We start from the raw sequence: 12,844 nt of genomic DNA, 5'->3' as shown, positions 1-12,844 counted from the left end.
AGTTTTCCTCTCCATGGACGTTGATCAGAATCCTTCCCTCGCCGTGCTGATCACTAAACACGGTGCGGTACATGGAGTGTCGCGGTGTGCTGATCGTTCACTTTGAGACAAGGACTAGGCCGGGCATTTGAGTGTCGGCAACTAGCAAGCGGAGCGCGCAGCCCATGGAGGGGCGGAGGCGTGAGGATGGAAGCCCGGTAGGGCCGTGACCCTGGCAGCGCCAGGGTGCGGTACACGACAGCCGCTCCCCCGAAAGGGGGGACACGCCCGAGGCCCCATCCACACAAAGCTGATGCAGGCGGCTATTGGCTGGATCGGCTATTTGTAGTGGATGGTGTAGCTGTTGAAGGGCGATGTAAATGGGCACCGGTTGGATCGGTGATTTGAATGACGTTACCGTGCTGCCAGCCATTCGCCTGGGGATCAGCATCAGGAATACGAATGTCAGCCCGCTCAGCTTTGGTTTTTGCAGCATCCACACCCAGGCGCCGATTGCGCTGTTCGACCATCGCCGGGCTAGCCTGGCCATCAGCGGTAAAGCCCATCATCAATTGCGGCACACCTACAGGCAGCGATTTATCCTGATCGGTGTGCCAGGTGTGCCATGTCTTCCCATAAGTATGCGCCAGTCGCTCCATCAAGGCATGTTCAGCAGGAGCAGGGATGCCTGGGGCGATCAGCTGCCCAGACGCGACCTCGTAGCCATGACTGTGCCACATCGCCTTCTCCTTGATTGGTAATCCGGCAAACAGCTTCTCGTCGATGATGTACTCGACGCCCATGATCTTCGCACACTTGGTATTGCCGTCGAATATCACACACTGAATGACATCCTCGTTGAGGATGGAGCAGTAGTGATGCGCTTCCATTTGCACGTCCTGATGGCCGTTGTAGAAGTGAAATCCATCCAGGTAGGCGTTGATGGCCTCAATGGGCGGCTTGGACTGCAGCGTCGCGGCGCCGGTTTCCAGCAACTGGGTTTTTGCCGACTCTGGCCGGCCTGGTGCCTCCACAGGAGACTTCGTTTCGGGAGCGGCGCATGCCCACAGCAGAGTGCAGGCAAGGGGAAGAGTTATCGATTGGAATAGCTGTCGCATGAGGAAGCCTCTGGCTGATGTCCTTAGAGGACAGCTTTGGCCGATGAAGCGGACAGCCCAACGGACGAATGGCCCGAGTCGATGAGGAATGGCGGGCAAAAGAAAGCCCGCTGCTAGGCGGGCAAGGGAGCTTCTATCACACGTAGGGATAGCTAACGCTCCCACATAGCATGTGAAAAGGGCGTGAATAAATCCGTCAGTGAAGACGGTGCCTGTCCAACCCCCGCGCTATTAAGTGGATTAGGTCTAGCGGTTGCGCACGGTATCCAATGCAGGTGACCAGACGTTATGTCCGCAGCGTTCACACACGACTGAGTCTTGAGGTTCATGGAAGGTTGGGAAGCCGCAGCTGACGCAACAGTGAAGGCCCGCGTTCGGCGGTGCCAGGTACTCCGGACGATGTTCGACTGGGAGCACCGACAGCCCTGGCCGGGTGTCATCTTGCCCATAGAAATACAGACTGAGATCGCCATCGGTTTCCAATAGGCCGAGTCGAACTTGGCCGAGATGCTCCACGCCTTGTTGGCGCAGCTCCATGAAGAGCTCGTTGGACGAGATGTTCAAATTCCGCAGCTAATGGATCTCGTACATTCCGTCCTTTACGACCGTGATGGGCAGTCCATCGATCCAGGCCTCGCATGTTTTGCTGCGCCTCATCATGTAGACGGTTCCGCGATAGAGCAGCAAGAGCGTAAGGAAAACCAATGCGACCGGGAGGAGGGGTACATCTTCATAAAAAGTCACATCGCCTGCGGCTGAGCCCAAGGTGAGGATCACCACGAGCTCGAATCGGGACAGCTGCCTGATTCCGCGTCGACCACTGAATTTCAAAAAGAAGAACACGGCTAGAAACGCCGCTGAAACACGAAGGGCGACCTCCAAGAGGAAGGTCAGCGGGAACTCGCCAATGAGCATCCTTTGTAGATCAAATGAAACCATTCGCTGTACCCCGCCAGTTGCAATCTCCCGTTACAGACTGACCCGCAATTATCGATCTTGGTTCATGCGGCGGTGTCGGCGAGATCAGTAGACCTTTTGCCATACGTTGATTGGTGCAAGGCTTTGGATTCCATAGTAGCTGGGTGACGTGCGGTTAGATGGACGCGCGCTTCGGGACTGCGCCCATATCTATGTGGCAGCAGATCTTCGCCCTTGGACGAAGCTCCCAATTATTGGGGGGTGAGTTGCAGTTTGGGCAACTGAGCTGGGATTCACTGAAAGTAGCTATTTCATAAGTGCTCAACATGTCCGTAGACTCGCCGAGCTCAGATTGCGACGATGATGTCTTCGCGACCACACTTTTCTGAGCCGCCAATCATCAATACCTGGTTTTGTCCGAGGTCATTGTCACTATCTGCATCTGAGCAGTCTGCAAGTGGCTTGGCACAAGAATGGCTGGTGTTTCGGTACTCCAATGGCGAAGTTGAATCCGTAGGCATCCATTGGCATTGCTGTCGACACCTTGAATCTGGCGGCCCCCCTGGGGAGGAGAAGGCGATTAGCCTGCCGGGATGTCCCAAGGGCAGGCAACAGCGGATGGGCATGCCCGATTATCTCCAGGCATGCTGTGTGGACGCTTGATGTTAGGATGCTTGGGCATCATTAGACTTTAGCAAATCGGCGATCTCAGCAGCGATCTCATCAATGGTGTGCACCGCGGTGCTGCGCGCCACCTTGTCCGCGATCGAAGAACTGAAATCCATCACCTGCTGCTTGGTGATGTTGTGCCAAATCGGCAGCAATATCTGTTCGCCAGAAACCGAGCGGGTAACGATCCCGTCCAATTCGTAATTCGTCCATCCCTTCTTGATAAACGCTGGGGACAGAACCACAAGTCCAACGCGGCTATTAACCAAGCCTTTATCAATTTTTTGACGCAAGCTGTCCCCGATACGAAGTGTCATTTCGTCAAACCATACCTTGAGCCCAACTGCAATCAACGCATTGGCCAATGGCCTGACAAACTCGTCCTTGTCCTCAGATGCATGAGATATGAACACGTCATAGGTTTGCCCGTTCGACTGCGCCGGAGTTGGAACCTCGCTGCGGACTAGGCTTGGTACCTCAGATAGCGGACGACGATAGATTTCCGGAACTCCACTGGGCAAAGCACGTGACGTGCGCCCCCCACCCCCACCAGATGAAGAGGATGATGACGGAGAAGAGTATGAGGTGGAGGAATATGAGCGTGCTCCATAGCCCCCATAGCGATTTCTACACGCAGGACAATTTGCTGCCGCGCTTGCGGAGCGGTGACCCTTACTAGGTGCGGTGCATGTCGCCATATCGATTCTGACTCCCCAAACGCAATGTGCGCCTTGTACGTGCCCTGCCTCAGTCATGGCATTAGCGGGACAATCCCATAGGTTCAGCGCTAGAAAATCATGCCAGTTTGAAGCGCCTAAACTGAAGGATTACTGATATCAACGTGCCATGCAACCCTTTTGGGGTATAGCGAAACGTGGATCGCTGGCAAGCAGCGGAAACTATGGAAGGAACTTTCGAGTGCGCTTGTGTGGCTGAATTGAACTCGGTTTCGTAGATACCTCGAACGGCTGCAAAGAATCGATTGCGGTCGGTCACCACTGGCTGTTTTCGACCCAGGGGTGCCAGTGCAGTTGCCAGTAATTATGTGGGAGTGGGCTTGTCCCGCGAAGCGGCCGGCCCATGCATTGGAGGTAGCTGGCACGGGCTACGCCCGTGTTCGCTGGGCAAGCCCGCTCCCACAAAAATCAACTCTGAGTTCACCGCCAGCAACGCGTCGTAGGCTAGCGGTCATCATTTACCTCTTTCTATCCAAAGCTCCCAAACGGGAGCGATGGTCACGCTCAATTCCCAAAGCCTGTGGCCGTGGACGAAGACCGTGAGATACCCGCGTTGTGAGCTTCACTGGTACCCATCTCCCTGAGTAATAGATGATCAGGCCACATGCTGGATCAGGGCCCGATGTGTTGTATCTCGAAGTAGCACTCCACCTCGTCTTTGGCCTACCTCTTTCGGCTGAATAACCTGCAGTTCCGTGGAGAAATCATTGTCGCTAGGGGCGAGACGGGATCAAATGATGCAGCCAGTTCAAGCTGTGATAGCGGCTATGTTAATGTGCCATCACGAAGCCAGTAAGGAATATTGTGATGGGTTGGAAAGGGACAGTTCGATCTCTGCAAGCGTCTGCAAGGCGAGCAGAACGTAATGCGCATCGCCGCCAACGTGAGCTGGAGAAGCGGCAGAAAGAGTTCGCGAGAATGGAGGCCCTCGAACAGGCGGCCTACGAAGTCGAGGTGTATGAGAACCACATTGATATCCTGCTCTCGATGCATAAGGAATGCGCTGAGCCGGTCAAATGGAAGAAGATTCTGTCCAAGCCTGAGCCTAAGCCGCCCGTGAAAAGCGGGGCCCTTGAACAGGCCGCTATGCAGGCCTCGGCGACTTATCGTCCAAACTTCTGGGCCAAGCTGTTTAAGTTGGAAAGCCGTCAGCGTGCGGCCCTCATCGCGAAAATCGCCACTGCCGCAACTGAAGATGAACGGCTGTTCCAGGCGCAGTTTGAAGAATGGAAGACTCAGCATTCTGATTGGTCGGAGGAGCGGGACATTGCCCTGCGGATTCTTGATGGCGATCGCCAGGCAAAGCTCGACGCTATCGAGGCGTTCGAGTCGTTCGAGGAAATTTCGCACCTTGGCTCATCCATACAGATGATCGTTCATGAGGGAGGCGTGCTGGAAGCAAAGCTGGCTATTCACGGCTCGCACGTCATTCCCACCGAGATCAAATCGCTGCTCAAAAGCGGAAAACTGTCGACCAAGGCGATGCCTGCAGGCCGCTTCAACGAACTCCACCAGGATTACGTGTGCAGTTGCGCACTGCGGGTAGGCCGCGAGCTGCTGGCCATCTTGCCGGACGACCTCGTCATCGTTACGGCGATGGATAACGTGCTGAACAGCTCTACCGGGCACATGGAGGATCAGCCGATCCTCAGCGTTGCATTCTCCCGTGCCACTGTCGAAGGTCTTAACCTCGAAGCCATCGACCCTTCAGATGCGATGAAAAACTTTGTTCACAATATGAGCTTTAAAAAGGGTGCTGGCTTCTCGGCGGTAACGTCCTTAGACGCGCAGCGCTTTGCTCAGGTAGGTGTGTGAAGCAGCACAGGCCTAATTAGTGAGATGGATATAGTTTCCTTATATTGCTGCTGAGCCTGCAAGTGCTGTTGTGGTGAACTAACTCCACGTTGCAGCATCAAATTCATTAGGCCCAGCTCCACATTTGGGTTAACCTGTAAGCACTTTTTTAAATACCTGAGGACTACATATGTCTCGTTTGGCAGAATTCCGAAAGCTTGAGCAGACCCTGGCCGCGCAGCTCGCTGAGCTCGAGGCGATGAAGGGCAGCACCGAGCTGAAGAAAGAAATCGAATTTGAAGAAAAGCTTCGTGATTTGCTGAACAAGTACGGCTTCAGCCTGCGTGACATCATCAACCTGCTGGATCCTCAAGCGGGTCGTCGTAGCGCCCCGGCTGTGGCAGAGAAATCGCCGCGTCGTGCACGCCAAGTTAAGCAGTACAAGAACCCGCATAACGGGGAGATAATCGAGACAAAAGGCGGCAATCACAAGCTGCTGAAAGAGTGGAAGGCGCAGTACGGGGCCGAAGAAGTAGAAGCTTGGGTTTCCTGATTTATTGTTGCTGCACTCAAAACGGCCAATCTGGCCGTTTTTTTGTGTCAGGGAAATTGGTGAGGTAGCAGATCAGCCTTTCTTCCATATGTCGTTTACCGTCGACCATGGAATGCCAAGCTCATCTGAGATTTCTCGCTTGGATTTGCCAGCCGCTTTGGCTTTGAGCACCGCTTCAATCTTCGCTTGCCGTGCTGGCTGACCAGGCTTGTGGATTACAAGATGCCCACCTCAGGCTGACGACGAGGCTTTTGTTGGACGTGGCCAAGGCTGACCATGGGGCCGATGAAATCGCTGAACAGCTCACTCAGTGGTGGTCAGCAAAAGACGCGGCGCGTATTGCTCATGAGATCAAAGCTCACTTGATGCGTATCAACAGCGCCTCGCATGTCCCCAAAACGTCTGACGATCCGGACTTCATCCCCAGAATGATTGAGGCGGGAGAGCGGCGGATGACTGGGCCCTGATTGTGCGACAGGGGGAAGCTGACGCGGGATAGGTGGAGTACAAATGTATTCTTTCCTGTTTTCATGCCAGTGAATGGCTTAATGAGCGCCTGAATTTCTTCTGCTTTCAGCAATCCCAATGGTAGCGTCGCTCAAGTGCCCGTCTGAACGAGGCCGAGTCAACCCAGGAGATTACAAGCCTGCAAGTCGTACCGTTCGCGTCCTCTCGGATACTGATGTCTCCTAGGGAAGTCCCGCTATGATGCTGAAAATACATTGTGATCAAGTCCTGTGCACACTGGCGAACACACTCTAGGCGACGGGATTGACAGAAAAATGATGGATTGATGACGTCACTGAGAGGTACCAGCGGCAGTAAGCATGGCGGATCGTGCTGTCCGCAGTCCTAGTAGGAGTTGTCTGATCGCGGGTGGTCAGAAGCTAGGAATGAAGTGGCCCTGTTTACCAGGTACGAGATGAGAAGCCACAGCAGGGTTACGATGCTGTCCGGATGGATAAGATATGTGAGCTGCGAAAGGATGGAGGCGGGCGACCGACTGATCGCCCGCCGGAGGGTTAAATCAGGCCGCTCTTCTTCTGCGCGCGACGGATTCTGCGTTTGATTTTCTGAAGGGGAGGATCGGTGACGACCAGGTGCTCCTTCAGGAACAGTGAGGGGAAATTGGCTTTTGCTAGCGCCACTGGGACGGCTGCAAACGACCCCCAGTTCCACCGCCAGGCTGACAGCTCAGCGCCGGTCTCGATCACATAGAGCGGCTCTTCATAAAACGCGCGGAAGTCCATGATCGCCAATTGCTCGTAACCGGGCTTGGGCATACGAACCTCCCTCCCGTTTCTATCCCATCCAATGAAGTAAGAGTCATAGCCGATCGACTTGCCGTCAAAATGACTGAACCGCACATGCGCGATACCCTCTTCGGGAACACGCAAGGCGCAGATTTTCTTCATGAGCGTAGTGTAAAAGTCACCGAGGCGGTCGGATGGCGCCGTCTTCAGGCAGCCCTTGAAGTGCTCATAATCTTGGTAGCCCAGGCGCTGAGCCAGGTAACGAAGGTACTGGGTGTGTTTGAGCTTTGGGGCATCCGCAACCTTGGTGGTTTTAAAGGTTTCCAGGATGGTTTCGGCATTGAAACGCATGACATTGACTCCGGTGTCATGGCCGAAAAAGCACTCGTTAGACGAGATCTTTGCAGATCAGACGCGCTTTGCTGAGCTTGCTGCTAGCCGGGCTGGCCACGGGGAGTAATGTGGTAAGCAGGCACAACACCGTGCTTTCCCAACACAGCGGGGCGGTATACGGCAACCTGGGCACTTGGCCCTCGTCAGCAGGATAGCAAGGCTTCGAATTTGGGTGCAAGCGCTCTATCATCGTTCCTTGCTGCTTTAATACTTTGTGCTAGGGATGCGAAGTTTGGCTAGGTTGAGGGTGTGCTGATCACAGTGGCACGGGCCTGATCTTTGGCATCTGCTGCTGCAGAGGAGCTCGCCAGCAGGCTGGGCGTGGCTCTTTTGGGCATCAATACTTTAAGGGTCGCAGGCCCACTCCTCAGAGTGCATCCATACGGCTACTACGCTTGGCTGGCCGCGCTTGAAGCGGACAGGTCGAGAGAGGGTTAGCATTTTCTCCAGTAACGGCTCAGAGTGGATCTAGGTAAGTCCAGCAACGCCATGGCCTCTGATTGAGTCTTGCCCTCAGCCTTCAGCGCCTGCACCTTCAACAAAACTGCCTCAGCGCTCCTGGTGCGAGGATGTGCTTGCTTGACTGGCTCGGTGGGGAGTGGCGCATCGATCAGCTCCATGCGCTCCAACTGGTCGAGCGCCTGCTCCAGAATCTGCCTCGCGGTTTTCTGCTCATCAGCTGCGTGCACGAGCGCCAGGAAAGCGATCGGATGCAAGTTCAGCGCTTTCGCGAGCTCTTGGCTGGTTTCCAGAGTGGCATTGGATTTCAAGCCTTCCAGTCGACTGATGTGTGACTGAGTCACACCTCCAGCGACATCGTATTGCGAAAGCTGCTGCTGCTCTCGCAAAAGCTGGAGCACGGCCGCAAAGGCATCTCGAAGACTCATTTCATCCGCCCTGATAAAAGCGGAGGGTATGCCGCGTTTGCGTGCGCTCACTCAAATGTATATATTCATCGCTGTGGGAATCAGGTGGCTCTGTCAGCTTCGGCTGTAATTGGGGGTAGCCCTCTGACCGCAGGCCCTGGCCCGGAGGGGGCTCTTCAATATATCTCTAAATCGTAAATGAGTAGCGTCACCGTGTGGCAAGCCTCGGCCCGCACTCTGTGTGGCCCGTTAGCTATCCATCAACGATGAAAATTGATCTTTTCTTGTCCGAATCATCATGTCGAGGCGGTTTAGCTGTGCGTTGGAGTAAGCGAGGAAGGCGGTGGAATCAGTTCTAATTGCAGACATCCTGTACGGGGAGGCACGGAATCTTAATGGGTCGAGCCTCAGCGATGGCGACCTCATTAGCATCGTTCAAAAGGACTTTTCCGACCGTGCAGTTTGTGTGGTGAGGCAGTGGTTGTTGCTGGATGTTTTGCTGGCCGAGGGCATGCGCGCTGAGATCGAAGGGGAGGGGCGTCAGCCCACCATTCTCTACGCCCACAACGTGGTCTTTGATAACCGAGAATGCATTCCCGCGGGGGACGGTCTTGTGACCGATTACGAGCGAGAATTCTACGGCTGCCTGTTTGAAACCGGGGATGTCTTGGTGGTGCTTGCCGGCCGTGGTGGACGCAAATATGTGAGTCAGCCTGCGGTGGCCGCGCTGAAAAATCCCGACATTCGAAGTGCCGCAGGATTGCTGGTGCACGATCTTTAACGCCTGCAGGTGCCGCTTTCCTCCCTGGTCGTGCAATGGGGCCGCAAGCTCCAATATTCGTTTCTCTGCGCTGAGAAGCAGTGCTCAGTCGGGTGACCGGTTTTGACGTCGGGGCAGTAACTATTAAAGGAAATTTTCAGGGTGAGTAAGCTTAGAGTTCCGCCGTTTACCAATAAGCCGGCTTGGAGTGACTGCGCCGCGATACCGAGCGGTGTCGCAAAAGCCATGGACACGCAGTTCGACGTGACCGTAACGGCCTATCTTTCCTCTGTGCAGTACGGGGAGGGGGAGGCGTACATGATCGGCGTGATTTTTGGCGACGACCGTAAGCGGTTTACTGATGGCTCGACAATTTGCACATCAATAATTATGAAGACTGAAGAGCGGCGGGGCTACTTGATAGTCCACACCATGAACAGTTGTTATGTGATATGCGACTGGGCGGCAAGTAATGGGAAGGAAAATCTAGGCTTCGTTCATTGATGTTCCTGCCTGAGCTGGAGTTTGAAAGGAGTGAACTTCAGGATGTGGGTTTGCGCTGTCTCATTTTCTCAGAATTTACCAGTGAGGCGGTGCTGGTTTTCAGAAGGTGTTCAAGTGAGCGGGAAATGCAGGAATTTACTTAGGTCTGGCATCGTATGTCACGCCTAGCTAGCTCGGGTTGAGCGATTTTGGACGACCAACACCAAGGGCTGGGAGGGCATCTATGGATCGGATTGAGCGCCTCTGGCTGCGGGCTGAGCAGGTGTTTGGTGACAGAGCCAAAGCTGCCGTTTGGTTGTCGCAGCCTCGGGCCGCATTTGAAGGTTGCTCTGCGCTGGAGCTTGCACGTGAGGAGGCTGGCAATCGTCTGGTCGTCCAGACCCTGGAGCGGATTGCTCACGGCTACTGCTGCTGACAAGCATGACGTAACTACGCGTCATCGCGAAATCAACTGCGAGAATAGCAACGGATATTGAGCGCGGATCTTGCCCACAGGGGGAAGCGGAATGGGGCTCAAGGCGCGGGCTGGGCGGGAAAGGGGTTACGCAGGAGGGTGGCAGATAGTATATGAATTGGTAGTATGTGTACTATCTATGAGGCCAGGGTTTACGGGGTCTGTGGCGTAGGTAGTATATTATCCGCGGTTATAGACCACGATTGCGGAACGACTCGCTCATCAGGCGCCAGGTAGGGATGGAAACGATGGTTTTATCGAAGTTCTGCACCTTCACCGTGTGCAAGGTGATGTCGACCACGTCGCCATCGGCGCCGACCTGGGGCATTTCGATCCAGTCGCCGACGTGCAGCATGTCGTTGCTGGTCAGCTGCACGCTGGCGACAAACGACAGTAAGGTGTCCTTGTACACCAACAGCAGCACCGCGGACATCGCGCCCAGACCCGACAGCAGCAACAGCGGCGAGCGGTCGATCAGGGTGGCGACGATGACGATCAAGGCGAAGATCCACAGCATCATCTTGGCCAGTTGCACATAGCCCTTGATCGAGCGGGTGCGGGCGTGTTCGGTACGTGCATAGATGTCCAGCAGGCCATCGAGCAAGCATGACAGCGCCATGGTCATGAACAGCAGGGTGAAGGCCAGCGCAACATTGCCCAAAAAGTGCTGGGCGGTCTCGGACAGCTCCGGCACCAGCTTGAGCCCGAACTGGATGACCAGCGACGGTGTAGTCTGAGCCAGGCGATGGAAAACCTTGTTATGGCGCAGGTCGTCGAGCCATCGAAGCGCGGGCTGGCGGGCCAGCAGGCGGGTTGCGTGCAGTATCAGAAAGCGTGCCAGGCGGCCGATCAGCAGGGAAATCAGCAGCAATACGGCCAGGCCCAGTGCGGCGTGGAGCATGGGGTGTTGATCGAGGGTGCCCCACAGGTCGAGGCTGTCACGCCAGATTTTTTGTATATCCATGAGCTTCAGAACGGTCTTTGCTTGCGAAACGAAGGCCCATTAGAGCGCGGATGGCGACAAAGTTGCCAAAAGAAATTCGGCTCCGGCGGCAGAAAACGTTACCCTATGCCACTGAATTTCCCGCACTTGCCTGAGGTTACCTCCGTGTTCTCCCAATTCGCCCTGCATGAACGCCTGCTTAAAGCCGTGGCCGAGCTTAAATTTGTCGAGCCAACCCCGGTGCAGGCCGCGGCCATTCCCCTGGCCCTGCAAGGGCGTGACCTGCGCGTGACGGCGCAGACCGGCAGCGGCAAGACGGCGGCCTTTGTCCTGCCGTTGCTCAACCGCCTGGTCGACCTGAGCGGCCCGCGTGTCGAGATCCGCGCGCTGATCCTGCTCCCTACCCGCGAGCTGGCCCAGCAAACCCTCAAGCAAGTGCAGCTGTTCTCGCAGTTCACCTACATCAAGTCGGGCCTGGTGACCGGCGGTGAAGACTTCAAGGAGCAGGCCGCCATGCTGCGCAAGGTGCCGGACGTGCTGATCGGCACCCCGGGCCGCCTGCTGGAGCAGCTCAATGCTGGCAACCTGGACCTGTCCCACGTCAAGGTGCTGATCCTCGACGAAGCCGACCGCATGCTCGACATGGGCTTTGCCGAGGACATGGAGCGCCTGTGCAAGGAATGCGAACACCGCGAGCAGACCTTGCTGTTCTCGGCCACCACCGGTGGTGCGGCCCTGCGCGACATGATCGGCAAGGTGCTCAAGGACCCCGAGCATCTGATGCTCAACAGTGTTTCGCAGCTGGCCGAAGGCACCCGCCAACAGATCATCACCGCTGACCACGACCAGCACAAAGAACAGATCGTGCAGTGGCTGCTGGCCAATGAAACCTTCGACAAGGCGATCATCTTCACCAATACCCGCGCCCTGGCCGACCGTATCTACGGTCACCTGGTGGCCAAGGACGTGAAGGCCTTCGTGCTGCACGGCGAGAAGGACCAGAAGGACCGCAAGTTGGCCATCGAGCGCTTCAAGCAGGGCAGCTCCAAGGTACTGGTGGCCACCGACGTGGCAGCCCGTGGCCTGGACATCGACGGCCTGGACCTGGTGATCAACTTCGACATGCCACGCAGCGGCGACGAGTATGTGCACCGTATCGGCCGTACCGGCCGTGCCGGGGGTGAAGGCCTGGCCATCTCGCTGATCACCCATAATGACTGGAACCTGATGTCCAGCATCGAACGCTACCTCAAGCAGCAGTTCGAGCGTCGGGTGATCAAGGAAGTCAAAGGGACTTACAACGGGCCGAAGAAGGTCAAGGCGTCGGGCAAGGCTGCCGGCACCAAGAAGAAGAAGGTCGAGAAGAAAACCGGCGACAAGAAGGCCACCGCCAAGCGCAAGCCAACTGCCAAGCCGAAAGCCAACGCGCCCCTGGCCAGCTCCGATGGCCTGGCGCCGCTGAAGAAGCGCAAGCCTGCAGCCGAGTAATGGCCTTGCCAGGCCCTGTCGTCGGCGTGCCGGCGACAGGGCCAACACCACCCCACATCAGTCAGCTTTCTTCTGCGCCTCCTTCAGTTCCTTGATCCGCTTGTCGATCAACTGACACTTGTCGGGCAAGTCCTTACTCGCCGTCCCCAGCTCCATCCCCTGGAGCTCGTCATTGATCTCCTTGGCTTTTTGCGGGTTCTGTTCGGTCAACTGGCTCACCAGCCCGGCCAGTTCTTCACGTTTCTGGGTTGCCTCTTCTGGGGTGCATGCCCAGGCGGGCAGGGCGCAGAACAGGGCGGTCGCACAGGCGATGCGCAGTAGTGGTTTCATCCTTTTCACCTCCAGCGGTGGCTATGCGTGGTGGAGGTTTTTGCACGCCGGGAAGTTCAGAATTTTTCGGAACGCTCCTCGCTGC

General features: G+C 56.0%; 13 protein-coding genes and 2 pseudogenes. 7 read left to right on the top strand and 8 right to left on the bottom strand.

The window, feature by feature from the left end:
* Window positions 1–302: 302 nt before the first annotated feature.
* The 3 genes and pseudogenes from APH34_RS21180 to APH34_RS21170 form a co-directional block, all read right to left on the bottom strand.
* Window positions 303–1,097 (bottom strand): OBAP family protein, encoded by a 795-nt coding sequence (locus APH34_RS21180; protein WP_054902843.1) that lies wholly within the window; start codon window positions 1,095–1,097, stop codon window positions 303–305.
* 246 nt (window positions 1,098–1,343) lie between these two features.
* Window positions 1,344–2,036 (bottom strand): annotated as a pseudogene (locus APH34_RS21175) (DUF421 domain-containing protein).
* 644 nt (window positions 2,037–2,680) lie between these two features.
* Window positions 2,681–3,205: a toll/interleukin-1 receptor domain-containing protein gene (locus APH34_RS21170; protein WP_054902842.1), complete on the bottom strand. Its 525-nt coding sequence runs from the start codon at window positions 3,203–3,205 to the stop codon at window positions 2,681–2,683.
* Between the two features lie 1,023 nt (window positions 3,206–4,228).
* On the opposite strand from APH34_RS21170, the gene APH34_RS21165 reads away from it, so the two are divergent.
* Window positions 4,229–5,236, top strand: a complete 1,008-nt coding sequence (locus APH34_RS21165; protein WP_054902841.1) for a hypothetical protein — start codon at window positions 4,229–4,231, stop codon at window positions 5,234–5,236.
* 169 nt (window positions 5,237–5,405) lie between these two features.
* Window positions 5,406–5,768, top strand: a complete 363-nt coding sequence (locus APH34_RS21160; protein WP_054902840.1) for a histone-like nucleoid-structuring protein, MvaT/MvaU family — start codon at window positions 5,406–5,408, stop codon at window positions 5,766–5,768.
* 72 nt (window positions 5,769–5,840) lie between these two features.
* On the opposite strand, the gene APH34_RS30400 is transcribed toward APH34_RS21160, so the two are convergent.
* Window positions 5,841–5,948 (bottom strand): helix-turn-helix domain-containing protein, encoded by a 108-nt coding sequence (locus APH34_RS30400; protein WP_371263317.1) that lies wholly within the window; start codon window positions 5,946–5,948, stop codon window positions 5,841–5,843.
* A 74-nt stretch (window positions 5,949–6,022) separates the two neighbouring features.
* Between APH34_RS30400 and APH34_RS21155 the strand changes: the two genes are divergently transcribed.
* Window positions 6,023–6,235, top strand: coding sequence for a hypothetical protein (locus APH34_RS21155; protein ID WP_146024524.1), 213 nt, complete (start codon window positions 6,023–6,025; stop codon window positions 6,233–6,235).
* A 555-nt stretch (window positions 6,236–6,790) separates the two neighbouring features.
* On the opposite strand, the gene APH34_RS21150 is transcribed toward APH34_RS21155, so the two are convergent.
* Window positions 6,791–7,372, bottom strand: coding sequence for a hypothetical protein (locus tag APH34_RS21150; RefSeq protein WP_054902838.1), 582 nt, complete (start codon window positions 7,370–7,372; stop codon window positions 6,791–6,793).
* 476 nt (window positions 7,373–7,848) lie between these two features.
* A complete protein-coding gene (locus APH34_RS21145) occupies window positions 7,849–8,301 on the bottom strand; it encodes a helix-turn-helix domain-containing protein (RefSeq protein WP_054902837.1) in 453 nt (150 codons plus the stop codon).
* Window positions 8,302–8,623: 322 nt separating this feature from the next.
* On the opposite strand from APH34_RS21145, the gene APH34_RS21140 reads away from it, so the two are divergent.
* The 3 genes from APH34_RS21140 to APH34_RS21130 all read left to right on the top strand — a co-directional run bounded on the left by APH34_RS21140 (window position 8,624) and on the right by APH34_RS21130 (window position 9,959).
* Window positions 8,624–9,061, top strand: coding sequence for a hypothetical protein (locus tag APH34_RS21140; RefSeq protein WP_054902836.1), 438 nt, complete (start codon window positions 8,624–8,626; stop codon window positions 9,059–9,061).
* Window positions 9,062–9,202: 141 nt separating this feature from the next.
* Window positions 9,203–9,544, top strand: coding sequence for a hypothetical protein (locus APH34_RS21135; protein WP_054902835.1), 342 nt, complete (start codon window positions 9,203–9,205; stop codon window positions 9,542–9,544).
* Window positions 9,545–9,767: 223 nt separating this feature from the next.
* On the top strand, window positions 9,768–9,959 hold the full coding sequence (locus APH34_RS21130; RefSeq protein ID WP_054902834.1) for an MbcA/ParS/Xre antitoxin family protein: 192 nt from the start codon (window positions 9,768–9,770) through the stop codon (window positions 9,957–9,959).
* 232 nt (window positions 9,960–10,191) lie between these two features.
* On the opposite strand, the pseudogene APH34_RS21125 reads toward APH34_RS21130, so the two are convergent.
* Window positions 10,192–10,962: pseudogene (locus APH34_RS21125) on the bottom strand (mechanosensitive ion channel family protein); the annotation flags it as partial.
* Between the two features lie 105 nt (window positions 10,963–11,067).
* Here APH34_RS21125 and APH34_RS21120 point away from each other — a divergent pair.
* The gene (locus APH34_RS21120) at window positions 11,068–12,429 is read left to right on the top strand and encodes a DEAD/DEAH box helicase (protein ID WP_054902833.1); all 1,362 of its coding nucleotides are present in this window, start codon (window positions 11,068–11,070) and stop codon (window positions 12,427–12,429) included.
* Between the two features lie 57 nt (window positions 12,430–12,486).
* Here the strand turns inward: APH34_RS21120 and APH34_RS21115 are convergent, their stop codons facing one another.
* On the bottom strand, window positions 12,487–12,759 hold the full coding sequence (locus APH34_RS21115) for a hypothetical protein (protein WP_054902832.1): 273 nt from the start codon (window positions 12,757–12,759) through the stop codon (window positions 12,487–12,489).
* Window positions 12,760–12,844 lie beyond the last annotated feature (85 nt).

This window comes from Pseudomonas sp. NBRC 111131 (assembly GCF_001320525.1).
Lineage (GTDB): Bacteria > Pseudomonadota > Gammaproteobacteria > Pseudomonadales > Pseudomonadaceae > Aquipseudomonas > Aquipseudomonas ceruminis.
This window is presented reverse-complemented; position numbering and strand designations above follow the sequence as displayed.

What these genes read in the sequence shown, in the direction of transcription:
- APH34_RS21180 (WP_054902843.1), bottom strand. Translation starts at nt 1,097, where the DNA reads ATGCGACAGCTATTCCAATCGATAACTCTTCCCCTTGCCTGCACTCTG.
- APH34_RS21165 (WP_054902841.1), top strand. Translation starts at nt 4,229, where the DNA reads ATGGGTTGGAAAGGGACAGTTCGATCTCTGCAAGCGTCTGCAAGGCGA.
- APH34_RS21160 (WP_054902840.1), top strand. Translation starts at nt 5,406, where the DNA reads ATGTCTCGTTTGGCAGAATTCCGAAAGCTTGAGCAGACCCTGGCCGCG.
- APH34_RS21150 (WP_054902838.1), bottom strand. Translation starts at nt 7,372, where the DNA reads ATGCGTTTCAATGCCGAAACCATCCTGGAAACCTTTAAAACCACCAAG.
- APH34_RS21145 (WP_054902837.1), bottom strand. Translation starts at nt 8,301, where the DNA reads ATGAGTCTTCGAGATGCCTTTGCGGCCGTGCTCCAGCTTTTGCGAGAG.
- APH34_RS21130 (WP_054902834.1), top strand. Translation starts at nt 9,768, where the DNA reads ATGGATCGGATTGAGCGCCTCTGGCTGCGGGCTGAGCAGGTGTTTGGT.
- APH34_RS21120 (WP_054902833.1), top strand. Translation starts at nt 11,068, where the DNA reads ATGCCACTGAATTTCCCGCACTTGCCTGAGGTTACCTCCGTGTTCTCC.
- APH34_RS21115 (WP_054902832.1), bottom strand. Translation starts at nt 12,759, where the DNA reads ATGAAACCACTACTGCGCATCGCCTGTGCGACCGCCCTGTTCTGCGCC.